At 32.0% G+C, this 24,940-nt stretch carries 29 protein-coding genes; 26 read left to right on the top strand and 3 right to left on the bottom strand.

The window, feature by feature from the left end:
• Positions 1-10 precede the first annotated feature (10 nt).
• A complete protein-coding gene (locus Q8X41_RS01440) occupies positions 11-556 on the bottom strand; it encodes a GNAT family N-acetyltransferase (RefSeq protein ID WP_397538491.1) in 546 nt (181 codons plus the stop codon).
• Between the two features lie 176 nt (positions 557-732).
• Here Q8X41_RS01440 and Q8X41_RS01445 point away from each other — a divergent pair, with 176 nt between their 5' ends.
• From Q8X41_RS01445 to Q8X41_RS01525, 17 genes are all read left to right on the top strand, one after another.
• Positions 733-1,158, top strand: a complete 426-nt coding sequence (locus Q8X41_RS01445; protein WP_397538492.1) for a GNAT family N-acetyltransferase — start codon at positions 733-735, stop codon at positions 1,156-1,158.
• 69 nt (positions 1,159-1,227) lie between these two features.
• The gene (locus tag Q8X41_RS01450; protein ID WP_397538493.1) at positions 1,228-1,836 is read left to right on the top strand and encodes a dienelactone hydrolase family protein; all 609 of its coding nucleotides are present in this window, start codon (positions 1,228-1,230) and stop codon (positions 1,834-1,836) included.
• Positions 1,837-1,933: 97 nt separating this feature from the next.
• Positions 1,934-2,218 carry a hypothetical protein gene (locus tag Q8X41_RS01455; protein WP_397538494.1) on the top strand — a complete coding sequence of 95 codons (285 nt, stop codon included), beginning with the start codon at positions 1,934-1,936 and terminating at the stop codon, positions 2,216-2,218.
• 113 nt (positions 2,219-2,331) lie between these two features.
• The gene (locus tag Q8X41_RS01460; protein ID WP_397538495.1) at positions 2,332-2,487 is read left to right on the top strand and encodes a hypothetical protein; all 156 of its coding nucleotides are present in this window, start codon (positions 2,332-2,334) and stop codon (positions 2,485-2,487) included.
• A 209-nt stretch (positions 2,488-2,696) separates the two neighbouring features.
• Positions 2,697-3,872 carry a saccharopine dehydrogenase family protein gene (locus Q8X41_RS01465; RefSeq protein WP_397538496.1) on the top strand — a complete coding sequence of 392 codons (1,176 nt, stop codon included), beginning with the start codon at positions 2,697-2,699 and terminating at the stop codon, positions 3,870-3,872.
• A gap of 100 nt (positions 3,873-3,972) precedes the next feature.
• On the top strand, positions 3,973-5,427 hold the full coding sequence (locus tag Q8X41_RS01470; RefSeq protein ID WP_397538497.1) for an aldehyde dehydrogenase family protein: 1,455 nt from the start codon (positions 3,973-3,975) through the stop codon (positions 5,425-5,427).
• Between the two features lie 100 nt (positions 5,428-5,527).
• A complete protein-coding gene (locus Q8X41_RS01475; RefSeq protein ID WP_397538498.1) occupies positions 5,528-7,222 on the top strand; it encodes a sigma-54 interaction domain-containing protein in 1,695 nt (564 codons plus the stop codon).
• 124 nt (positions 7,223-7,346) lie between these two features.
• Positions 7,347-8,630: a nitrate/nitrite transporter gene (locus tag Q8X41_RS01480; RefSeq protein WP_397538499.1), complete on the top strand. Its 1,284-nt coding sequence runs from the start codon at positions 7,347-7,349 to the stop codon at positions 8,628-8,630.
• Between the two features lie 557 nt (positions 8,631-9,187).
• Positions 9,188-9,550, top strand: coding sequence for a cupin (locus Q8X41_RS01485; RefSeq protein ID WP_397538500.1), 363 nt, complete (start codon positions 9,188-9,190; stop codon positions 9,548-9,550).
• 103 nt (positions 9,551-9,653) lie between these two features.
• A complete protein-coding gene (locus tag Q8X41_RS01490) occupies positions 9,654-9,863 on the top strand; it encodes a hypothetical protein (RefSeq protein WP_397538501.1) in 210 nt (69 codons plus the stop codon).
• Positions 9,864-9,872: 9 nt separating this feature from the next.
• Positions 9,873-10,034, top strand: a complete 162-nt coding sequence (locus Q8X41_RS01495; protein ID WP_397538502.1) for a hypothetical protein — start codon at positions 9,873-9,875, stop codon at positions 10,032-10,034.
• A 57-nt stretch (positions 10,035-10,091) separates the two neighbouring features.
• Positions 10,092-10,922 carry an alpha/beta fold hydrolase gene (locus Q8X41_RS01500; RefSeq protein WP_397538503.1) on the top strand — a complete coding sequence of 277 codons (831 nt, stop codon included), beginning with the start codon at positions 10,092-10,094 and terminating at the stop codon, positions 10,920-10,922.
• A 166-nt stretch (positions 10,923-11,088) separates the two neighbouring features.
• Complete coding sequence (locus Q8X41_RS01505; RefSeq protein WP_397538504.1) at positions 11,089-11,628, top strand: hypothetical protein; 540 nt, start codon at positions 11,089-11,091, stop codon at positions 11,626-11,628.
• A gap of 54 nt (positions 11,629-11,682) precedes the next feature.
• Positions 11,683-13,134, top strand: a complete 1,452-nt coding sequence (locus tag Q8X41_RS01510) for a DUF2157 domain-containing protein (protein WP_397540174.1) — start codon at positions 11,683-11,685, stop codon at positions 13,132-13,134.
• A complete protein-coding gene (locus Q8X41_RS01515; RefSeq protein WP_397538505.1) occupies positions 13,112-13,687 on the top strand; it encodes a GDYXXLXY domain-containing protein in 576 nt (191 codons plus the stop codon). Before Q8X41_RS01510 ends, Q8X41_RS01515 begins: the two co-directional genes overlap by 23 nt.
• A 73-nt stretch (positions 13,688-13,760) precedes the next feature.
• Positions 13,761-14,630 carry a class I SAM-dependent methyltransferase gene (locus Q8X41_RS01520; RefSeq protein ID WP_397540175.1) on the top strand — a complete coding sequence of 290 codons (870 nt, stop codon included), beginning with the start codon at positions 13,761-13,763 and terminating at the stop codon, positions 14,628-14,630.
• Between the two features lie 103 nt (positions 14,631-14,733).
• Complete coding sequence (locus Q8X41_RS01525; RefSeq protein ID WP_397538506.1) at positions 14,734-15,189, top strand: GNAT family N-acetyltransferase; 456 nt, start codon at positions 14,734-14,736, stop codon at positions 15,187-15,189.
• Positions 15,190-15,698: 509 nt separating this feature from the next.
• Here Q8X41_RS01525 and Q8X41_RS01530 read toward each other — a convergent pair.
• Positions 15,699-15,830 (bottom strand): hypothetical protein, encoded by a 132-nt coding sequence (locus Q8X41_RS01530; protein ID WP_397538507.1) that lies wholly within the window; start codon positions 15,828-15,830, stop codon positions 15,699-15,701.
• Between the two features lie 338 nt (positions 15,831-16,168).
• Here Q8X41_RS01530 and Q8X41_RS01535 point away from each other — a divergent pair, with 338 nt between their 5' ends.
• The 5 genes from Q8X41_RS01535 (at position 16,169) to Q8X41_RS01555 (ending at position 21,192) form a co-directional block, all read left to right on the top strand.
• Positions 16,169-16,768, top strand: coding sequence for a hypothetical protein (locus tag Q8X41_RS01535; RefSeq protein WP_397538508.1), 600 nt, complete (start codon positions 16,169-16,171; stop codon positions 16,766-16,768).
• A gap of 189 nt (positions 16,769-16,957) precedes the next feature.
• A complete protein-coding gene (locus Q8X41_RS01540) occupies positions 16,958-17,929 on the top strand; it encodes an NAD-dependent epimerase/dehydratase family protein (RefSeq protein WP_397538509.1) in 972 nt (323 codons plus the stop codon).
• Between the two features lie 158 nt (positions 17,930-18,087).
• The gene (locus tag Q8X41_RS01545; RefSeq protein ID WP_397538510.1) at positions 18,088-19,080 is read left to right on the top strand and encodes a S66 peptidase family protein; all 993 of its coding nucleotides are present in this window, start codon (positions 18,088-18,090) and stop codon (positions 19,078-19,080) included.
• Between the two features lie 15 nt (positions 19,081-19,095).
• Positions 19,096-20,634 (top strand): NAD(P)H-hydrate dehydratase, encoded by a 1,539-nt coding sequence (locus Q8X41_RS01550; RefSeq protein WP_397538511.1) that lies wholly within the window; start codon positions 19,096-19,098, stop codon positions 20,632-20,634.
• Between the two features lie 72 nt (positions 20,635-20,706).
• Positions 20,707-21,192, top strand: a complete 486-nt coding sequence (locus Q8X41_RS01555) for a hypothetical protein (RefSeq protein ID WP_397538512.1) — start codon at positions 20,707-20,709, stop codon at positions 21,190-21,192.
• 366 nt (positions 21,193-21,558) lie between these two features.
• On the opposite strand, the gene Q8X41_RS01560 is transcribed toward Q8X41_RS01555, so the two are convergent.
• A complete protein-coding gene (locus Q8X41_RS01560) occupies positions 21,559-21,861 on the bottom strand; it encodes a hypothetical protein (RefSeq protein ID WP_397538513.1) in 303 nt (100 codons plus the stop codon).
• Between the two features lie 309 nt (positions 21,862-22,170).
• Here Q8X41_RS01560 and Q8X41_RS01565 point away from each other — a divergent pair, with 309 nt between their 5' ends.
• From Q8X41_RS01565 to Q8X41_RS01580, 4 genes are all read left to right on the top strand, one after another.
• Positions 22,171-23,148 carry an HD domain-containing protein gene (locus Q8X41_RS01565; protein ID WP_397538514.1) on the top strand — a complete coding sequence of 326 codons (978 nt, stop codon included), beginning with the start codon at positions 22,171-22,173 and terminating at the stop codon, positions 23,146-23,148.
• 26 nt (positions 23,149-23,174) lie between these two features.
• Positions 23,175-23,360, top strand: coding sequence for a hypothetical protein (locus Q8X41_RS01570; protein ID WP_397538515.1), 186 nt, complete (start codon positions 23,175-23,177; stop codon positions 23,358-23,360).
• 462 nt (positions 23,361-23,822) lie between these two features.
• Complete coding sequence (locus tag Q8X41_RS01575; protein ID WP_397538516.1) at positions 23,823-24,275, top strand: GNAT family N-acetyltransferase; 453 nt, start codon at positions 23,823-23,825, stop codon at positions 24,273-24,275.
• Positions 24,276-24,354: 79 nt separating this feature from the next.
• On the top strand, positions 24,355-24,927 hold the full coding sequence (locus Q8X41_RS01580; RefSeq protein WP_397538517.1) for a tetratricopeptide repeat protein: 573 nt from the start codon (positions 24,355-24,357) through the stop codon (positions 24,925-24,927).
• Positions 24,928-24,940 lie beyond the last annotated feature (13 nt).

Raw genomic sequence — 24,940 nt, forward strand, 5'->3', positions numbered from 1 at the left:
CAAAGGAAGATCATTCGTTAAATCTTCCCATAATCACTGTATTATAGTATTTTTCATCAGAAAGGATTTTATCTTTTAACAAAACACCTTCTATTTCAAACCCTAATTTGCTATACAGTTTAATCGCTTTTTCGTTTGTTTCTAAAACGTTTAAGGTGATTTTTTTTATGTTATTGGAATCAGCCCAGTGAATGGATTCTTTTAGTAGATTCTTTCCGATACCATGTCCCCAAAATTCTTTCAAAACGCACACGCCAAATTCAACTTTATGAGTGAATCTATGTAGATAAGTTCCTTCACACCTTGAAAATCCTACAATGGTATCCTGAACAACCGCAACTAAAAATAAGTTTCTTGTCAACTCAGTGTCTGTTTTGACAAGTTGTTTAAATCCCTGAATATCGATGAATGCTTCTCCTTCTTCTCTATCAAGATTTTCCGTTTCTCCGTCAATCTGTAATCTTAACTCAGACAATACTTTTGCATCTTTTTCAACTGCAGATCTTATAGTGTAAGTTAATCCATTTGAAGAAAATGCTTTATTATTTATAATCATTGAAATGCTCCGTTCATATTATGTTTATTTATGTAATTAAGTGTCATATATAATTTCTCTTTTATATCAAAAAAACCTTCAAGTATCTATTTTAATTACAAATTTGATGGTAATTAATGATAATATATATTAAAAATGGATAGTAAAAACGAAAGAAAATTAGGATTAGTTAGGGGATGGATGATTTGATTACGATCAAATATGGTTTAGATCAACAAGATTTGGCTATTTTAAAGGATATTTATCAATCTGTTGGTTGGATGAAACATGATGAATCAATAATTGAAAAGGTTTTTAATTCAAGTACTCATAAAGTATTTGTAATGGAAGATTTAAAAATTATTGGATTTGCTAGAGCTCTTTCTGATGGTGTCTTTAACGCAGCAATTTATGATGTTGTAGTACATAAAGATTTTCAAAATAAAGGCATAGCAAGAATAGCTTTAGAAGATTTACTAAACCAATTAAAGCATGTGTCTTGCATACAACTAATTGCAACAACTGGAAACGATACCTTTTACGAAAAATTTGGTTTTAAAAGGCTGAAAACAGGAATGGCGATCTATCAAAATGAGGATTTAGCGAATGAATATTTAGAATAGGATGAACAGTTATTTGTTTATTTGCTTAAATTCTTTGATAAAGTGGAGAAGTAGTGAAAAAAGAGGTGCATGAACATTTTTGAAATAAAGCAAAATCAAAAGAAAGTTATATTATTATTACATGAGATTTATGGTATAAACGACCATATGAAGCATTACGCCAATTATTATGCTGATTTTGATTACGATGTAATTTGCCCAAATTTAATTAAATTAGAAAGTCCATTTAGGTATGATGATGAACATCAAGCTTATCTTTATTTTACAGACACTATTGGTTTTAAATCCGCTGCATTTGAAACCAAGAAATTGATTGAAGAATTAAGCTCTGAATATGAAGAGATACATATCATAGGCTTTAGTGTCGGTGCAACTGTTGCTTGGTTATGCAGTGAGTTGAAAGAAGTTGATCGTATCGTTTGTTTTTATGGGTCTCGTATTCGAAATTATTTAGAATTAACACCAGCTTGCCCAGTTCTATGTATATATGGTGAATCAGAAAAATCATTCGATGTTACATTACTTGTGAACCAACTACAAAAGAAGCGGATTGAATCCCACATCTATACAGGTGCTCATGGATTTGCTGATCCATATTCAAAGGAGTTTAAACACGATACATATAATAAAGCAAAAGAAATAGTAAATACCTTCTTATTGAAAAAGATTTCGGATTAGGGGGATATGATGAGGTTATATGGAATTACATATAAATCCATCCTTAAAAAAGATTTTATGTTGCTAGTAATCGCATTTGCCTTAATATTTTTTACTTTTGGATTTTTGGGCAGGTGTACCTATTTTTATTGTAAGTAAATGGTTATTCGAACTAAATACCCCTTGGTATGTACAGTTTACGGGCGTAACTCTAAGTGTTGGTATGTTACTTTCTTTGTTCTTTATCCCAATCAATTTAAAAGTTGCAAAAACAGTAGCAGAGATTAAATGTCAAAGTACATTGGGTAGATTTATTAAAATACAATTAACCTTTGTCGTAGTATTTGCATTTGTTTTTGTAATTGTTTGTGGGGTATTCATACTTTTTGCTTCTTCAAAATAATGGGCTAAGTTAATAATGGTTTATTAGTTTAAAACAGTAAAGAAGGATGTTACTATTTTGTGTTTAATATAATAAAAAACCCCATTTAAGGGAATAGGAAGGTGAATAAATATATGGGAATTGGACCTTTTGTTTCATTGTTTATGTTAATTATTTACATTACACCTATCGTTTTTGTGATTTGGTTTATGGTAACTATGGTTAAATTGCAGAAAGAGAATAATCGCATTTTACAATCAATTGATGAAAAATTAAATCGAAAATATTAAACGGAAGAGGAATACGAATAAATGTAATATAATGATTCTTTTAAAATTTTGATGCGATTTTACCTATTTTTTGATGCATGATGCCATCATAGTAAGATTTAGCTAGATAATAATTGCCTATTGATTGGGTTTTAATGTTGGCATGTATTTTGCAATAGATTAAATCGAGCGTGAAAACACGTGAAATAGGTGAAAGGGGGATCAGGATCTTGAAAGAAGTTATTGTATTAGGTGCAGCTGGAACTATTGGAAATGTTATTGTCAGAGATTTAGTTGAAAGTGGTGTGGAAGTAATAGGAGCTGATATGGACCTCGGTAAACTCCATCAACTAAAGAATGAGTTAAATGCAAAAAATTTAGAAGTGCATTCCTTAGATATAAGAGATTATGAGAATACGATAAATTTATTGAAACAAGCTAAGGTATGTGTAAATGCAACCAATTACATGTTTAACATTGATGTAATGAAAATGGCAGCTGCTGCAAAAGTAGATGTACTAGATTTGGGAGGGCTCTATACCTTAACTAAAGAACAACTTAAACTCGATGAATTTATGAAAGAGGCAGGTGTTCTTTCAATTCCAGGTATGGGATCGGACCCTGGTATCTCCAATGTCTTAAGTAGATATGGAGTAGAATTATTAGACATTGCTGAAGAAATCCATATCCGTTATGGATCTACAACTACAGGGGTAACATTCCCTTTTGCTATTGATACCATTATAGATGAAGCTACTAAAAATGCAATGGTTGTTAAAAAAGGACATTTATATGAAATACCACCTTTGAGTGATGAAGAGGATACAATTTTTAATGAAAAAATTGGTGCTCAAACAACATACTCTATTCTTCATTCTGAGTTAGCTACGTTGCCAATAAGCTTTCCACAAGTGAAAGAAATAACTTATAAAGACACTTGGGATCCGTCAACAATTGAAAAGATTAAAGTGTTTGAACAATTTGGAATGCTTAATGATACTCGTAGTAATAACTCTCTCTCTCCTAGACAAAAGTTGGTATCTTTGCTTAAAGAAACAATTTCTGAAAATCCTCAGTGGGGAACAGATGAACTAATGGTTGAAATAAAAGGAAGTAAAGCAGGAAAAAAAGCTTCTGTTAAATTTGAATTATTATGTGGCTGGCAAGAAAAGCGGAATATTAATGCGTTAGCGTATGTCACAAGTATGCCTGCATCAATCGTAGCTCAAATGTTATTAAATAATGAAATCGAAGGGAAAGGTGTAAAACCTCCTGAACAATGTATTGATCCAGTGAAGTTTGTTTCTTATTTAGCCCAAAAGAATATCACTTTACTCTCTACCTATTCAGAAAAAGAACAAATTAAAAAAGAAAAAATAAAAATAAAAAATACTATCAATTATTAATTTGTAAAAGAAATTAGTTTCGTAATGTTATAAAACTCTCTTCTCTTAAATCAAAATGGTTTTTTATGAAGTTTAAAAACTTAAAAAAGGGGTTGTTGTTATGCAAACTAAAATGGTGGTATTACGAAATTTTATTAATGGGGAATGGACAGAGTCAGATAGTGAAAACGTACGTGAAATAGTTTCACCGGTTACTGGTGAAATAATACATCGAGCTCCAGAGTCTACTAAAGAAGAAATTGACGCTACGGTTGCTGCAGCACGAAAGGCTCAATTATCTTGGGAATCTTTAACTGCATGGGATCGTGGTCGTGTTTGTTATGCAATCGCTGATGCAATTGATCGAAATAAAGAAAAATTAAGCCGTGCTCTTACTCTGGAACAAGGTAAACCATATGAAGGTGAATCACTTCCAGATATAGAAGAATCAGCAGAACTATTTAGAATTGCTGCAGAAGATGCTAAACGTATGGAAACGTCAATTATCCCATCTCTAGATAAAAATAAAAGAATTTTCACATTCCGAAAAGCAAATGGTGTTTATGGAATCATTATTCCATGGAACTTCCCAACGCTTATGTTAGCAGAATTTGTAGCTCCTGCAATCGCAGCAGGAAATACAATCGTTCTTAAACCTTCGGAGTATACACCAGGCATTATTAGTCTGTTTACAGAAATAATGCACGAAGCGGACATCCCACCAGGAGTATTTAACTTGGTTTATGGTGACGGAAAAGTTGGCCAACAATTGATTGAACACCCAGAAGTTGATGCAATTGGATTTATCGGATCCCATACTGCTGCTGAAAAAATTGTCCGTGCAGCGGGCTTAAAACCATCGATTATTGAAGCAAGTGGTAATGGTCCAACAATTGTTTGTGAAGATGCTGATCTTGATGCTGCAGCAAAGGGAGCTGTTCATGGAGGGTTCTTTAATGGTGGCCAAGTTTGCTGTGCTACAGCAAGAGTTCTTGTTCATGAAAAAGTTCACGATGAGTTTGTAGAACGAGTAGTTGAAGAAGCAAAAAAATGGTCATTAGGAGATCCATTTAATGGGTCAACAAAAGTGGGACCGATGAACAATGAAGCTGTAGCTTCAAAAATGGAATCACATGTACAAGATGCTATTGAAAAAGGTGCAGAAGTTCTTTTAGGCGGTAAAAGAGCAACAAAGTATCCAACGAATCTTTATTTCGAACCTACAGTTATTGATAATGTAGGACTAGATACTTTAATCAATCAACATGAAACTTTTGGACCGATTGTACCAATCATTACTGTGAGTAGTGATGTAGAGGCTTTAAGAATTGGTAATGACTCTTATTTGGGACTACAGTCTGCTGTGTATACAAAAAGCTCTGCACGTGCTTTTAAATATATGAATAATTTACGAACTGGAAATACGATTATCAATGAACATGGCGGTTATTGGGAGCCTCATGTACCATTTGGTGGAGCAGCTGGGACTCGCACAGGCTGGGGACGTATTGGTGGAAGATATACAATGTTAGATATGACACATCTTCGAACGGTTACTTGGGATTTCTCTTCTTAATTTATTTAGTTGTATATATGGTTGCGACATATGTTCGCAACCATATATTAAATCGCTTCCTTAGTTAATACCAAATAATATCACATTAGGGGTAATAGGTATGGATATTAAAAAACATCATATACACAATGCTATTTGTATTCCATGGCCAACTACCATTGAAAAAATCCTTCTCAAGGTATTAGAAGTAGATTGTCAATGGCTCATTTTGCAAGAAGATGAAAAGACTATAGGATATATAAACAGATCTACTCTGTATAAAAAAGTGAAGGAAGTCGGTTTCAAAAAAGTTCTATCGCTGTCTTTAGAAGAGCTTATTACGAAACCCGTAGTTAATAATGAATATGAAATTTTACTAAAAAAGAATAAAGGGTCTATTTTAAAAAATAAATTTGAAAAAATAGAAAGTATCATTGATTGGCAAATTGATCAAAAAATATGTGATCATATTGCTTCAGATAAATGGGTAATTAAAGAGTTGGAAGCTATTTTTTGTAACTTTTTCGAAAATATACTTATCACTGATGGATATGGAAATATCACATTTGCGACAGCTAAGGATGACCAACAATATCTAGGGAAAAATGTTTTTGATTTAGAAAGACAAAAAGAATTCTATCCCTCCGTTTCTGCAAAAGTACTTAATACAGGGAAAAGAGAACGAGGATTACAATATACAAAGACTGGGGAAGTTTTTACAATAGAATCGATTCCTATAAAGGAAAGTAATGGGGAAATTGTTCGTGTTATATCTATTACTAAAGATTCTACCGAAATTAATGAATTAACAGAAACACTAAACGAAGTTAAAAGTCTTTTGACTAGCTATCAGCAAGAAGTAATAAGAATTCAGCAGGAAAATTCAAATAAAAAATCTTTTGTTTTCGAAAGTAAGAAAATGAAAGATATAGACAGTCTAGTTAAATCCATTGCACCGGTTGACACCACAGTACTCATTTTAGGTGAAACTGGGGTTGGAAAAGAAGTAATTGCTAATAGAATTCATAGTTTGAGTAACAGAAATGGAAAACCATTTGTAGCAGTAAACTGTGGAGCTATACCGGAGAACTTGATAGAATCGGAGTTATTTGGTTTTGAAGATGGTTCATTTTCAGGTGCTAGAAAGGGAGGGAAAATAGGATTTTTTGAATTGGCTAATAAAGGTACGATATTTTTAGATGAAATTGGTGAAATCCCCGTAAATCTTCAAGTAAAACTTTTGAGGGTTTTACAAGAAAAAAGGATAAAAAGAATAGGGGGAGTAGAAGATATACCGATAGATATGCGTATTATTGCCGCTACAAATCAAAATCTTGAAAAAAAAGTAAAAGAAAAATCATTTCGAGAAGATTTGTATTATCGACTAAATGTCGTTCCTATTAATATCCCTCCTCTTAGAGAAAGAAAAGAAGATATACAGGCTCTTGCATTTTACTATCTTCAATTTTTTAACGAAAAATATTATAAAAATATTGAAATTGATGAATTGATGTTAGAAAGATTAAAAAAATATTCATGGCCAGGGAATGTTCGTGAACTTCAAAATATAATTGAAAGATTTGTTATTACTAATCAAGATTTTTTCATTAATTTTAATCCCTCATCGTTGTTATCAAATGATTTGGTATTGAGTGATAATAGGAAGTTGCCAGGTTTAGTTGATTTTGTTGAAAAAGCTGAACAGCAAATATTATTAGAGGCAAAAGCAAAAACAAAAAATACTAGGGAAATGGCTGAACTTTTGGGCGTTAATCAATCTACTATTGTTAGGAAACTAAAAAAGTATAATTTGTAGGTTATTTGTTGATAGAAAGTTTAATAATCTATTATCCATATTTTTTATTTGACCTAAATTATTTGAAAATTTAATGTTTTCGAATAATTTATTTTTGCTAATTAATTTAGGAGGTGTTTCGCCTATGGAGAATATAAAAGTAAAAGGTCAATGGACAATGCTTTGGTTATCTTATTTAGCTTTAATAGGTTGTTTCCTTCCCTATATTGGCTACTCAACACAGATAACTAAAATTATGGAGGACACATCTATCAGTTATGCTCAAACAGGGATGTTGGCTTCAGTTACGGCATTAGTTGGAGGCTTAACATTACCTTTTGTGGGTGTATTGGTCGATAAGTGGGGTGCTCGAAACACAATTTTATGGGGACTTTTAATTAGTTCTATAGGTCAAATTCTTTTTTCATATATGCCAGATTATTCTTTATTGGTATTGTCTCGAGCTCTGATCGGTTTGGGCGTTGGTTTATTGTTTGTAGGACCTTACACAATGGCTGCCCAATGGTTTGAAAAGTCTAATGGTGTTGGTTCTGCCATGGGGGTAATGTTTTCATCTGATGGGGTGGGAACGGTTTTTGCCCTTTATTTATTTTCTTATGTTCTTACTGCCATAGGATGGAGACATGGATCTGCTGTTGGAGGTATTTTCTTAATTGCCGTATTAATTATAGCCTTCATTTTTTTGAAGAATCCACCACATATCACGGATCGTCAAAACTCATCGAAAGAATTGGGGGAAAAATTTTCTTTAAAAGACTATTTGAAAGTTATAAGTAATCGAAATGTAATCGTTGCGTCCGCCTTTTTCATCGGTGAATGGGGTTTATATGCAGTTATTGCCTATTGGGTACCTACTATTTTAATAGAAGATGCAGGTTGGTCAGAGGGACTTGCTGGATTTTTAACATCCCTATATGTCCTTGTTGGGGTCATTCCTTCCATTATTTTTGGATTAATCTCCGATAAGATGGGGAAAAGAAAGCCGTTTATCTTACTTGCGGGCTTATGGATGACGCTAACATTAGTTGTTCTCACAATTGCTTTAGCAACTGGTAATTATGGTCTAGTTGCCTTTATGATGCCACTTGTTGGTATTGGGGTTTATACAGGAATGCCAGTAGCATTAGCTTCAGCAATAGATTCTGTAGGAACTAAGGCTGTTGCAACCGCAAATGGATTTATTCTAGGAATAGGATTTGTAGTAGGGGGATTTTTATATCCATATATAATAGGATATATAAAAGACATTACGGGTGCTTACACAATAGGATTTATAGGAATCATCGTTGCTACCTTTATTCTAAATTTCCTTGCTTCATTATTAGGAAAGGATTCTAAAAAAGATTCGAATAATAGTGAAGAGATCGAAACAAGTGATGATGATGCACCAGTCCGTATTTATCAATAAATAGATTTAATAGTCCACTGCTATCTATTGATTCGTTCGTTGCAACGCTAAGTATATACGAAATGAGCGTCAAAACTTTACATTTTCGTACAGTATCAAAATAGTTGAAGTCAATTAAAACGGGTTGAAGCTTAGTTTAAGAAGGTAAGTTTTGAGTGAGTGTAAGTATCGTGTTATTTGCTCAAGAGAGATTCTTCATTTAGTAAAATGTTGTTCTAGTGACGACAATTTTACATGTGAATCTCTCTTTTTCATGCAGTTTTATTGGTTGGAATCAGGAAATTTGAAATAATTATCCCTGACAACCAAAGTTGCATTTTATTGTTTTTGTGTATTGGATGGAAAAAAGATTAAAAAGCAACAGTATGATAAATAAAATTCAATAAATTAATCCATCTCTGTACCTCCTACTTTCAAATTTGATGATTTCTTTATTACAATAATTAACTATAATGTTATATATGTATTTACTTCCATTATGTGTATAATATAATAAGTATTTCTATTTAGATGGATTATGAAAAGGTTAAAACTGCGTTTAATGGAGGGGGAAACACATGGAATTTTATAAATTTACAGCCGAAAGTGGCCATCATATTACAGAATTTAATTCAAACTTTTACATGAAGCAGATAATGATGATTGATGAGGAATCTAAAATTGGCTTAATTCAGTTAAATGAAAATGGAGTGATTGGTTATCATCAAGCTGTAACTCCTCAATTGTTACTAATTATTCAAGGTGTGGGGCTTGTTCGTAGTTATTCTGGGAAGTTTTATTCACTTCATCCAGGTGAAGCAGTTTTTTGGACACAAGATGAATGGCATGAAACAAAAACAGAGAAAGGGCTTATTGGTCTAATTTTAGAAAGTAAAATAATTACGTCGGAACACATCCTACTGGAGAAAATTAGTAAATAATAGCTAGGATTGTATATATTATATTAAATTTTTTAAGTGTCTTTTTTAAAACACATATTAATTTAATATTAAGTTACTAAATAAATATGATGGAGGAAGAACTGTGATTAAATCATTAAAATGGCAACTTATTTTATCTATACTTGTTTCTTTTGCTTTTATTTATAATATTTCTTCGAATATTGAGTTCCTTAAAGGGGATAAATTTGCGCAAAAAGTATTTTTCTTCGTGATGATTTTAAGTATCTATAATGCTGGTTTGTTAACACAAAAATTTATTCAATCCAGAGAAAAGAAATTTTATGAAAATTGAGGTGTAAACGTGAAAGAAGATTTTTATATTGGTTGGGGAACGTTGGCACTTATTAACGCAGGAATTGCCCAAGGTAAGAATAGAACGGGACTTAATTGGTTTCTCTTATCTTTATTGTTAGGTCCACTAGCAACATTCATTTTGCTTTTTGTAGAAAAAAGAGAAAAATAATTCTAAAGATGAATTTTTAATAATAAAGAATTCGTATAGATTGAAGGTGAATTATCAATGAAATGGATAAGACAATATATTTCTACTGAAAGAGGTTTTTTTGAAATTTTTATTTCAGGGGAAGGTATTCCTGTTTGTATAACACATAATTATTCTGAATTCAATGAAACTGGGGATGCTTTTGCAGAAAAGTTTACTGATAATCACAAAGTAATTCTTGTTAATCTACGAGAAACTGGTAATTCAGCAAAAGCAACTGAACCATACCAATTGAGTATGATCGAGGCTGTGTTGGACTTAGAAGAAATAAGAAAAGAATTAGGATATAAAAAATGGTCTTTTGCAGGTCATTCAACTGGTGGCATGATTGGAGTTTTATATGGTATACATTTTTCGAATTCATTAAAATCTTTAATACTTGTGGGGACTTCAGCAAGAGAATATACTTTGTCTTCAAAAGATTGTATATATAATTCAAAGCATCCCAAAAATCAAAGAATGATTGAATTGCTCTCTCTCTTGAAATCAGGGACTTTAACTGAAATTGAAAAAGAAAAATTAACCGAGGAAAGAACAAAACTTTCATTATATAATCCTAATAAATATGATGAGTACTTTTCTTTTAATATAAAAAAAGAAATGTCAACTAAGCGATTAGATTTTTTCAATAGGGAATTAAGCATTTACGATGTGACAAGACAGTTAGACAAGATAACAACAAATACACTAATTATTTGTGGACGGTACGATGTTCAATGCCCCATTCAATATTCAATTGAAATGAGTCAATTAATTCCAAATAACAAATTAGTAATATTTGAAGAAAGTAATCATTATCCGTTTCTAGAAGAAAAGGAGAAATTTAAAAATAGCATATTAAGCATATAATACTGTGTTCAGAAAAATAGGTCATACCTATATGTAAACTACATAAAATATCTATGTTGAACACTTCTATCAAGATATAAAAAAGAATTCAAAAGTATCTTCAAAGAACAAAAACACTAGAAAAATAGTTAATTATAAAACAACGGATTAGATAGGGGGTGTCTTTTTGAATTTTGTTGCTTGGATGATTGTCGCATCTGAAATTATGTTTTGGATCGTTATAGTATTAGGATTGATGACGCGATATGTGCTAAAGCTAAATACGTTAGGATTATTCTTATTAGCTTTAACCCCTGTAATTGATTTAATTTTATTAATTACAACGAGTATTGATTTATTTAGTGGGGCAACTGCAACACAAGCGCATGCGATTGCTGCCATTTATATAGGTGTTTCTATCGCCTTTGGAAAAAGCATGGTTGAATGGGCTGATAAGAAATTTCTTTATTACGTTAAAAAAGAAGGTGTAAAACCAATTCCATTAGTCGGAATGGATCATGCATTGAATTATTTAAAAGGTTACGGAAAGCACGTACTATCATATCTAATTGGTGCAGGTCTTTTAGGAGGAATGATCTTTTTAGTAAATGATTCCTCCCGAACGGAAGCATTATTTGGTGTGTTGAAAATATGGACACTTGTGTTAGGTGTTGACCTTGTTTTCACGATTTCTTACTTTATTTGGCCTAAAAAGGAGAAAGTTTAAATACATGCGAGCTTCTTAAAAAAACAGCTATTGGAGGTGCAACATTTGAAAAGGATGATTCAACAATCCTTTTATAATTTTTTATCTAAAGAGTTAAAGTTTTTAGAGTCAGAAGGAAAACTGCAACAAGGTCAAGCCAAAGAATTGATGCAATTGTATGACTATCCGAACCATCTTCAACCCAAAACAAAGAGTAATATTAATGTTATTCAAGTTTTACTCACAATTGGTTCGATCCTCATTGGCTTAGGTATCCTTACGTTTGTTGCTAGTAATTGGTCACAATTAACAAGTACCACGAAGTATATCATTTTATTAGCTGCCTTAATCAGCTTCTTCATAGTAGGTAAGTTGCTAGAAGAGAAGAAACCTTCCCTTTCAAAAACCTCTTACTACATTGGTGTTTTCGCTTTTGGTGGAGAACTATTCTATATTGGTCAGTTATTTCACTTAGGGATTCACGCATCAGATATGTTCCTAGCTTGGGGGATAGGTATCTTTCCACTTGCGTATTACTTGAAAGATAAGTATGTAAAAATAGCCAGTTTAGCTTTCGTTTATATTTTTGTAGAAATGAAATTTATTTCAATCGACAGTCTATATCCATACGGAGCAATCATTGTAATACCACTACTGTTCCTAATCGGACATTATATGTTAAAGGAATATCAGTACATATTGAAATGGGTGAATTTATTCTTTGTTTATCAGTATATCCAATTCCATTTCTATTTCATTCCTATAGGGGATAATAATATCCCGTGGATATTCTTAATTAGTATTCCAATATTATATTTCATAGGACATCGATTTTATAATAAATCAATCCTACTATTTGTCATTAATACTGCTGTCGTCATTCAAGCTATTACTACTTTATATTCCGAAGACTCAAATATCAGCAATACAATGGAAATAGCATTTGGTTTAATATCTTTCCTTGTCGTCTTTCCAACACTATATTATTTAACACACTATTACTATGATAAATCTATCATCTTATTTACAACGAACACTTTAGCTTTTTTAATAGCTTTTATCACCATTTACACTTATTATGACCATTTAAATAACCCAGTATTACTTGTAGCTATTTTGTTTGTTTCAGGTATGATTTTATTCTACCTACCTTTCAAAGAGTATGAACCATCTTCAAATATAATGGGTACATTCATACACTTCAGTACAGCTTTAACTTTAACCTTTCCAGCTTTATGGGAATCCAGTTACCCTAGGCTATCAGATTCATCTATTCCTGCAATCATTTGTCTTGTGTTTGGCGTAGCATATTGTATCTATGCATTCACACTAGTAGCTAAAAACAACCTACTAGGGGTAGCTATCGTATGTATCTTTGTATTCAGATTCTATGTTGACTTGTCACTTCAATTTATGAGTAAATCAATCGCTTTCATTATAGGGGGTATTCTCCTAATCGCTCTTGGTTATTGGTTTGAACGTACACGTAAAGGAGGCAAGAAGAATGAGCAAACTGTCAAGAAATAAGCAATTCTTCTTCTCTCTTCTAGTTCCTGTAATCATATTAATTGCAATGACAGTAAAACCTCTTTTAACAGTCTTAACAGGTGAAACAATTTATTTACAAACTACACCAGTTGACCCATCCGATCTAGCTTATGGAGACTATGTAGACTTAGAGTTTGAAATCGAAAACGTACCTCTAGATCTATTAGATAATGGGTTAAAGAAACAACTAGGAAATGATAAAGACTATTTCAATTTTGATAGTGACAAAACTGTCTACATTACTCTAAAGCAAAACAACAGAACAAATATCTATGAAGCCATAAAAGTAACGGAAATCAAGCCTAGATCAGGGGTATTTATCAAAGGTAAATTAGCATCCTATATTAATCAAGAAGGGGATAACAATAGATCAACCAAAGTAGCTCATATTAATATTCCTATAGAACGATACTATGTAGAAGATAACACAGGTACACACTTAGAAAAACTAACCCAAAGAGGTAAATTAAAGGCAGAAATTAAAGTAAGAGATGGATATGCTGTAATAAGGGGTATCACAGTTATTGACTAATTTGATGAGAGTGTGATTTTCATAAACATATTATCGAGAATAAGAAACGAAACTTTCATTCTATCTGTATTACATTCAATCACTTGAAAACTTAGATTCACTTGCAGAGACTGTTAATGAAAGGGGAAAACTAATGAATAAAGTAATTAACTACTACAATCAATTTGATGAATGGGGAAGGCTTGAGAGAGAACCAATAGAATTTCTAGTGAATTGGCATTATATAAAAAAATATTTGCCTATAACCGGTAGTGTTCTAGATAACGGAGCTGGCCCTGGAAAATACGCTATAGAACTTGCAAAACAAGGCTATAATGTAACATTAACTGATATAACAACGAGATTAGTAGAAATTGCAAAAGATAAAGTAAAAGAATACGGTCTAGAAAGCCAATTTAATGGGTTTTACGAAGCAGATGCTAGAGAACTCAAAATGATTAAAGACGAAAGCTTTGATGCTTCTTTAATGCTCGGTCCACTATATCATCTACAAGAAGAGAAGGAACGTATTGAGGCTGTTAATGAATTATATAGAGTTACAAAGAAGAATGGTGTTGTGTTTGTAGCTTTCATGCCGAGAATTAGACATGTGTTTAATTCACTTATTTATCCAGAGAATTGGAAACCAAACGATAATATAGATACAATCATGCAATTTTCACAAACAGGTTGCTTTGATCATGCAGAAGAACGACGTTTTACTGGAGCGTATTATTTTAATATTGAAGATATTAATCCTTTTATGGAAGAAATGGGTTTTGAAACAATCCATTTAATTGGTTCAAATGCAGGCACAATTTTAAACAAAAATAGCTGGGATTACTGGGAGGGAAAAGGCGAACAAGAGATCGGAAAAATATTCAGTTTCATTGTAGATCAAGCAACCAACCCATATATTCTTGGGATTTCTTCACATTTGTTGTATATAGGAAAGAAAAAGTAATTGTTTTGAAAAATTCAAACACTATAGAAATTAAACGGTTCTACGATGATAAAAGTTCTTACTGCTTAATCTAATTTGTAAATTTGTATGGAGGGTTCAAATTATGAATATTAATCTTAGAGATGTTACAGAAGAGAATTGGATTAAGTGTATTTCTTTAACTACCAATACTGATGGTAGTAATACAGTTTTTGAAGAATTTGTAGCTTCGAACGCGGCATCAATTGCTCAATCAAAGATCCAAGATGGGTGGATTACAAAGGCTATATATGATGAAGACACAATCGTTGGATTTACGATGTATGGATATGCATTTGAGGATGAAATTTATGAAATATGTAGACTCATGATTGATTATAAATATCAGCAAAGAGGCTATGGTACTCAAGCATTATTAAAAGTAATTGATGAGATGAAAAGTTGGAATGATTGCAACGAAATATTTTTGAGTTTTGAACCTGAAAATAAAGTAGCAAAAAAACTATATGAGAAACTTGGATTTATTGATACTTATAAAATTGTAGACGGCGAGATTTTATATAAATTAGTTTTATTATGAAAATAGAATAGTAGTGGAATTTAAAGTGCAAACTTGTGCAGCGTTCTAGTACCAAGTCCAGCACTTTTTTATTTTGGGGTTGTTAACATTTAATTAACAGTAATGTTTAACACATCCTATAAATGCTTTTCTAGTTAAAAAAATACGAAAAGTTTCTAAATAAACAACCCAATAATTTGGATAATATTTCATTTACATCATTTATTTAGTATTATGCTCCAGAAGGCGCTTTCCGCGGGCGAGCGTTGAGCCTCCTCGGAAGCTAAAACAGCGTGCTCCTGCATCGCTTCGCTAGCTTCGTCGCAGAAAATTCTTTTTGTGGGGCAAAAAGAATTTTCACTGCGGGGTCTCACCTGTCTCGCTTTCCCGCAGGAGTCGCCATCTTCCGCTTCTTAAACAATGTTCTATTAAACTTGGCAAATAACAATAATCCATTTAATGTGCGTGTTTTATATCAAATCCTTGAATTATGAAATTAATACATTTAGCAAACAAGTGGGAATTAGAGGTTAAAACGCCTTATCTATTTGAACTCCTTCAACTGTTTCTTGTGTTAAAGCCCCAAGCTCTTCTCTCTTTACTCTATGTAATTGACCATTTCTAAAAATTAAACCTTTTACTGTCGCAATTATAGAATTCATAACTAAGCTCCTCTTTTTGAATTCTCATCAAAAAAACAACCTCTTATCAAAAATTAAGTTAATGTTACAATCATATTTCATAAGTATACCGAATTTTAAAGATTCTGTAATGATAATGTATCAAAATTTTAAATAAGATGTATAAACAAAAATATTAAAACCATTGATTCTAATGACAGATATGAAATTTTAAAGTAGGAGGTGAAAATAGAATCGTAATACTAAAGCTATTAAAGATGAAAAAGAATTTTTGGGAAAATAAATAGATGAAAAAATCACTTAGTTTTGAATTAGTCTGGAGTAACTCAAATAGTTGAAATGAAAGGTGATGTTCATTGATGAATAAGTTTAGGAATATAATTAGTTGCAGTGTTCTCTTAATGTTTCTTCTTGCTATAGTAGGGTGTTCACAGATTGAACAATCCGGAGAAGAGACAACCGTGAAAGTAGAATATAATGTAGAAGCAAATAATAAGAGCATCAAATCAATTGCACATGTTCTTAAATCTGAATTTACAAGTCCAAAACAAAAATACAATGAAATTCTAAATGATCCCAATAACATTATGAAGATTAAAGGGCAGAAAGTGTTGAAAGCTTCAAATGGAAGCGAGCTATATCAATATATAGAAGACTTATATCAACCGTATTTTACCATTAGTGGTTTCGAAAAATTTTTTGTAGCATCTGCATTTTCTTACACCCTGCATTCACAAAAAATTCAAATCAAAGTAGACAATATTTCAATTAAGAAAAATAAGAATTATAAAGATGACTATGAATTTATTGTAAATGTAAAATATAAAGAAACCGGGGATTCTGAAAAGAATTATAAAATTAAAGGACTTGCGACGATACCGGAGAAGGACGGAAAAATTGAGAATATTACGTATGTTGATGACGGTGGCTTACTCAAGAAGATAAAAAAGAATACCTAGATCAAAATTCGATAATCAAAGCTTACTAAAACAACAGCCTATTTTTCTCATAAAATACCGAGGGAAATTAGGCTGTTTTATATTTCAGTATTTAGTAAAATAAGTATGTAGTTAATTTTTGAATATAAAAATAATTTCCCTTAGCATGATTTGATATTATAGAAAAGAGCATTTTGAGGAGGCTATTAAATGGATGTCTTATTATTTGGTGGCAGTGAATTTGTAGGTAGAGCTTATTTAGAAAAGTTAATTGCTGAAGGCTATACTGTCGATATTATTACGAGAGGGATTAAGCCGATTACTGTTAAAGGATATCGGAATCACTTTAAATGTGATCGAAAAGATGAAATGGCTTTAGCGGTGCATATAGAAAATCGTACATATGATTATATTTTTGATATTTCAGCTTATACTGTTGAGGATATTATGCCAATATTAAATATACTCAATCGATCAAGATTAAAAAGATACTTCTTAATGAGCACTGGTGGAGTATATACTCAATCCGATTCAATATTAACCGAAGAAGGCAATATTGGTTATAACAAAAATTGGGAAAACTATGGTGTTGATAAAAGAAATGTAGAGTTGAAATTAATCAAGGAACACGCTTTAGCAAATTTCCCAATTTTAATTTTCAGACCAACTTATATATATGGTGAAGGAAACAATTTGTATAGAGAATCCTACTTTTTCCAAAGATTAATCGATCAATTACCTATACCTTATCCAGATACTAATATGGGAAAATCGCAATATATCCATATTGATGATTTAGTTAATATATCAATTGAGGCAGTTAAAGATGAAGAGACGAATGGAGAAGTCTTTAACATAACAAACCCAGAAATTTTTACGTGGAAGCAATTAATTCAAACTTTTAAAGAAGTAACGAATAAGGAAGGGGAAGTAATTTCAATTTCACAAAGTGATATGGAAAGATTAGACGTTACCAGTAAAGAATTTTTCCCTTTTAGAGATGTTACATATTTATTGAATATACAAAAGTTACAAAAATTTGGTTTACCTACACCGACTATTTCATTAAGAGAAGGGCTAGAAAGAAGTTTTAAATGGTTTACTGGTCAGAATATTCCTAGACAATATCACCTATTTAATAGTTTGGATAAGGTTATTTCATCGAATATAAATCATTACTAATGAAACATAAATTGTTCAATATTAAATTTGCTATATGAAATTGCCTCATATATTAAGATTTTTGTAAAACTTCATGAAAACATGAAACTTTTTTGGCACTACTCAATATTTCCTCTATAATAGTAGCAAATGTAAATATTAGTGAAATGAGGGGTTGGATGTTTCAACCATTGAAAAAAGGCGATGTTGTAGGCGTATATTCTCCCTCAAAACCAGCTTCTGTAGCTGCACATGCTCGTTATGAAAGAGGGAAGAAAATACTTCAATCGCTTGGTTTAAAAGTAAAAGAGGGGAAATTAACTGGAAAAGAGGATTATTATAGGTCCGGGACGCCGAAAGAACGCGCAGCTGAATTAAATGCACTGCTACGTGATCCAGATGTCAAAATGATCCTACCATCTATTGGAGGTACAAATGCTAATAGTATCTTGCCGTATATCGATTATGAAGCATTTCGTAAGAACCCTAAAATCGTTGTAGGTTTGTCTGATGTAACAGCTATCTTACTTGCTTTATATAGAAAAACAGGGATACCTGTATTCTATGGTCCTTCAGTTGCTTCAACTTTAGGAGAATTCCCACCATTAGTTGAAGATACGACACAGTATTTTAGAATGATGTTTATGGAAGGGTTACAAGCACCTTATAATGTACCAATGCCGAAGTGGTGGTCTGATGATAGGGTGAATTGGTTAGAAAAGACAGTAACAAAAAAGTTGTTCAAAAATGATTGGATTTGTGTTCAAAAAGGAAAAACACAAGGAAGGCTTATTGGTGGGAATATTAATACGATGTATGGCACGATTGGTACAGAGTATTTTCCAATAATTGAAGAGGGCGATCTACTATTAATAGAAGATACAACGAAGACAGCTGCAATTATTGAAAAAAACTTTGCTATGTTAAAACTTCATGGGATTTTGGACAAGGTATCAGGTATTATTTTAGGAAAACACGAACAATATGATGATATGGGTACAGGAAGAAAACCGTATGAAATTCTATTAGAACAATTAGATGGACGAGAGATTCCGATTTTAGCGGATTTCGATACATGTCACACACATCCGCTGCATTCAATGCCATTTGGGCGACAAGTCGAACTTAATGCAACAGAGAAAAGAGTAACATTTGTAGAAAATTGGCTATAAAATAGGAGTGAAAAAATGTACATAGGTGGAAAAAAAGATTTATATCTATTAGATCAATACACGATTGAAACATTAGGTTTACCTGGAACTGTGCTAATGGAAAATGCGGGTACAGCTGTAGCTTCAACATTGTTGGAACATTACGAAGATGTTGAAGGGAAGATACTTGTATTAGCTGGTGCAGGTAATAACGGTGGAGATGGTTTTGTTATTGCTCGGAAATTGAGTGATCAGGGCTTAAATGTAGAACTCTGCCTCCTTGTAAGTGAATCAAAAATAAAAGGTGATGCTTTAGTTCATTTTAATGTTTATAGAAAACGACAATTACCCTTTTTACAATTGACTGAAGATAACTTAAACGAACTTAGACAAAAAATTAATCACGCAACAATTATTGTCGATGCCATGTTAGGTACAGGTTCTTATGGCAATTTAAGAGAACCATATCGTTCAGTCATTCAAATGGTGAATCAATCCACCGCATTCGTTTTATCTGTAGATATTCCTTCTGGGCTTCAAGTAGACGATGGTCATGTAGAAGAATTTGCAATAAAGGCAGATCAAACAGTTACCTTCGTTATGCCGAAAGTCGGTTTCTTTTTGCAAGAGGGACCTAACTATATTGGAGATTGGAAAGTAGTGAATATTTCAGTTCCGACAACACTTGTGAAGAAGTTAAACCTGTCGTTACCTAAACTGATTACAAGTGCTGATGTTTTTGCACAAATGCCTAAACGTCCTGCGAATGGTCATAAAGGAACATTTGGTCATGGTTTAGTAATTGGAGGTTCCAAACAGTATGTAGGAGCACCTATTTATTCAGCAAAAGCAGCATTTCATACAGGGATTGGCTTGATAACTCTTGCAGTTCCTGAATGTAATTATCCTCTTTCAGCTGTTCAGCTGCCTGAATCATTATTTTTGCCATTAAATGAACAACATGGTCATCTTTCGTCTACTGCTTTAAACGAATTGGAGTTATCAAAGTATAAAGCGATTGCATTTGGTCCTGGGATTGGAAGATTTAATGGTGGTGAAGCATTAGTACGAGGATTGTTCAATGAGCTGAATGGGCAGCCCATCATTATTGATGCGGATGGACTCTATTTCTTGAAAAATCAAATGCAATTAGTAAAAGATTACGAGGGAGCAGTGATTATTACACCTCATCCAGGAGAAATGGCCGCATTGCTAGATACAACAGTTAAAGATGTAGAAACAAATAGATTAGCAATTGCAAAACAGCTTGCAGAAAAATATAATGTGTATGTTTTATTAAAAGGTCATCGTTCGATTATCGCTACACCTGAAGGTAATACTTGGATCAATCCATTTGGTCATGATGCTTTAGGTAAAGGGGGGAGTGGTGATGTATTAACGGGTGTCATCCTCTCATTATTATGCCAAGGGGCTAACGCAGAACAAGCATTAGTGTGTGCTACTTTCTTACATGCTAGAACAGCAGAATTACAAGCAAAAGATTTATCACATTACGGTGTAACGCCAAATAGTATTATTGAAGGAATTCCTCAAACTCTTAACAAATTGTTTTAGAAGTAAAATGTCAAATTTTATCTATGCTATTTGCGAAATTTGAAGATTTTTGTCAATGAAAGGAGAATTAAATTGCGAAATTTAGCATGGTACATATCTTTGGCAATTACGTTTTTCGGGTTTATCATAATCGAATTTTATTTTACACAAGATCCAACCAAAAGTGATGTTAATGGAAATGAAGCTTTCATACCTATTGTGATTCTTGTTCCATTTCTATTGTTAAGTATTTTTATCACATGGTCAGTTGGTAGAAAATATTTTGCAATAAAACCTTTAAAAAGACCATGGTTATTATTGTTCGTCATTGCTCTTATTCTACTAATTAGTATTCCTGGAGAATATCAGCTTGTACAGAACTCATTGAAAGCTTTACACGGAAATTGGAATGATACTGATTCTGTTATTTATCAAAAAGGTCCATTCAATTTTTACACAAACAGTTGGTACTTTAACGAAAATATGTTTTTACTTATCCATCTCTTCGTATTTATATGTGGATTCTTTGGCCGAAAAGGAGAATGGCTTATCGAAAACGAAGATGAAATACAGGATTGATATAGTGCTTGGATTGAAAAGACTATGGTATTGTAAACAAATAAATTGTTTCAATTTATTGTAAACATAAGATAGGTCGCTAAATTTTCTCTCTTATGTTACGAAAGAGGCTGATATGCTGGCCATTTTATATTCAAATTTTAAAATGCCGAATTAATTTCTTTTTTAAAGCCCTTTTTTAGAGCACTGCTATTATAATATAAGCAGTGCTTTTTTAAACTTATTAAATTTTACAAAGGGAAATTTTAGAACAAAAAAAACATATAACAAATAAAAAAACACCTTCAAGCGAAAGAAGGTGTTATACATATAGAATTATTATGATTAATCGATTTTAAATTTGCCTTATTAAATTTAACAGCGTATTTAGACAAAATCTCTAAAAGCAATCACTGCAATTACGAGCCCAAGTGTTAGAAAGGCACCTGTATTACCGATTATTAAAATTGCTTTCAAAAATCCTTTTTCTCCAATAATAGCAAAGAGAAGACCTACTAATGGAGAAGCAAAAACAATAATGAAACAAATATATCCTACAAATCCTGTTTGACTATAATTATCTGATATTGAATTGCTTGGATACTGCCACAACTTATAACAGCCTAAAAACGAGATAACTGTAGCAATAAAACAACTAATTGAAATCTTGTTAAACTTCCTTTTCTCCAATTGGATTCCCCCAATTTAATTGTATTGTCTCTTCTTTTTGTCAAACAGCATAAAAATTAATACAACTAACATTTGAATAACGGAAATTTCAAAATAGCCTTTGGAAGCATGACAATTTGTATATCAAATAATATGACGATAAAACGCATTTAATTAGCTTATTTTTTCTAAATGTTCAAAAATTTTTCATGCATATTTATCGATATTGAAATTTATGCTTTGGAGTTAAGAAAAAAAGTATAAGTACTGTAATCAGCACTAATTACACTCAAATTATAAAGTGTGAAAATAAAGGATAGGAGCACATGTATGAGAATAATTGATAAAATATACGGGGATTTTTGTATCGATGGAGTTTTGGAACAATTAATTTTGAGTAGTCCAATACGTCGACTAAAGGGGATATATCAAGGAGGTGCTAGCTATTTAGTAAATGAAAAATGGAATGTGACAAGATATGATCACTCAATAGGTGTGATGCTATTAATTAAAAAACTAGGTGGTTCCATAGAAGAACAAATTGCCGGTTTACTACATGATGTGTCGCACACAGCCTTTTCTCATGTGATTGATTTTGTACTTGAAAATAGGGAAGAAGATTATCATGAAAAAATATATGAAGCTATCGTAAAAAAATCTGAAATACCAAATATTTTAAGTAAATATGGTTACAATTATCAACATATTCTTATTGAAGATTCAAAATGGAATCTTCTTGAAAGACCTGCCCCAGAACTATGTGCGGATCGTGTTGATTACACACTTCGTGATATGTATCAATATGGTCAAATTAGTATAGAGGAGATTCAACACTTTTTAGAGAATTTAATTATAATAGATGGAAAGTTGGCCGTTAAAAATATTGAAACAGCTGAATGGTTTGTTCAAACATATTATAAAGAAGTCATTGATTTCTTTATGGAGCCTTTAAATATATATGCTTACGATTTTTTAGCAAAAGCTTTAAAAATAGCTTTAAACAAAAACATCATCACTTTGGATACATTATTAGGAACAGACGCAATAGTAATGAATCAATTGCGAACAAACCAAGATGATGAATTACTAGCTTTTGTAAAACATGTTCATCGAAATGTAATCGTTAAAGAAGACAAGAATAACTTTGATTTACATAGAAGAAATAAGTTGAGAATTGTTGATCCATCTGTACTGCGTGGTAATGAATTAATAAGAGCATCTAAACTTTCTGAAAATATCAAGAAAATGGGAAAAGCAGCAAGGAAAAAAGCTGAGGAGGGTATGTTTGTGAAAATAATATCTAATTAGCTAATCAGACTGCAGGGAGGATTTTCATGCAAAGCAAAAAGAGAATAGATAATTACGAAAAAGATAGAGAAAAGTGGATTGAGGAGCAAAAAAGCAAAATTGAAACAAACGATCACTATAATCGAACTTTATATGGTAGTCCAACAATCGGGGGAATAATTGTAATTTTAGTTATTATAACAATCATCATTGTAAATATTATAAATCATTAAAGATAAATGCACGTTTCACAGCCACCGATGAAAACGTTGGATTTAGCTGGGCAAAGCCAACTGGTGAATAATTGATATAAGCAAGTAGAACAAGAGATTGCTGCTGCTCTATTCGAGAATTTAGAAAAGCTTTTGCTCCTTCAATATCACTTGTCTGTCTTGGCGATATTATCCCAATTTAGTTTATTGTGGCGCGAAAGACGGCGACTCCTACGGGAAAAGCTTGAGCTGAAAGCCCCGCAGGAACGGAGTGACGAGGAGATTGAAGCCAAGCCCGTGGAAAGCGCCGTCTGTAGCGGAACATCCAAATCTAAATAGCGAAAAGTAAATGTGTCGAAATTTTTGTATTTAAAAACCGAAAATAGATTTATTAAATCCTAATAAATGGTATAAAGGGAATTGTTTTAACTGAAAAATTGAGTTTAATTGTTAAAACTTAAAGTAATTTTAAAGGAGAGAAAAATGAATATTCGAAAACTAAATCCAGATGAAAAAACTCCAATGGAATTGTTGTTATTAGCAGACCCTTCCGAATCACTTATTGAAGAATATGTAATAAGAGGAGAATGTTTTGTAGCAGAGAGTGAAAATCAAACGATTGGAGTATATGTACTACTTCCGACAAGACCTGAAACTGTTGAGTTAGTAAATATTGCAGTTATAGAAAACCTCCATAATAGAGGAATTGGAAAACAGTTAGTATTACATGCGATACAAGCAGCTAAATCAAGAGGATATAAAACTATTGAAGTGGGAACAGGAAATTCAAGCATAGGGCAATTAATGCTTTATCAAAAATGCGGATTTAGAATAATTGGTGTGGATTTAGAATTTTTCATTAGACATTACACGGAGAAAATTTTTGAAAATGGTATACAGTGTAGGGACATGATTCGGTTATCTCAAGATTTATAGATTGAAATGAGGGATTGTTTAATATTCTATATGATTACGAAATTCAATAATATTAATTAATTTAAAAAGGTGCGGATTCATGAATATCGACAAATTAAAAGAAGAATATGGAAAATTAAGTGAATTTATCTATTTTGACGGAAGTCAATATTTTCGTGAACAAACAAGTTCTATCCAACGTGTGAAAAAATTTATAGAAGATGCAGAACAAATAATTAATTTATCATTGATCAACCAAGAGCTTTATTTTTTGTATAGTACTTTAGGATATGCATATAGAGTGATAAATGAAGCCAATCAAGCAATTTATTACTTCAAAAAATGTTTAAACTTGGATGAGCATCATCCAAAATGGAGAATTGTGACGTTGATTCGTTTGGGAGAAGCCTATAAATATGCGAATTTACATAAAAAAGCATTACAATTATTCGATTGTGCATTGAATCTTTCTATAGATTTCCAAATCACAAATTACAAGGACTTCATTTTTCAGCATAAAGGAAAGTGCTTAATGGAGCTAGGTGAAATAGAGTTTGCAAAAGAATATCTATATGAAGCACTCAAAATTCGTAAAGTAAGTGGTCATGTAGAATTGATTCAATCGACACAAACAGTGCTGGATTATTTAAATAATAATAATAGGTTTGAATAATAAGATTTATTGC

It is taken from the genome of Rummeliibacillus pycnus, from assembly GCF_044359855.1.
GTDB classification, from domain to species: Bacteria; Bacillota; Bacilli; order Bacillales_A; family Planococcaceae; genus Rummeliibacillus; species Rummeliibacillus pycnus_A.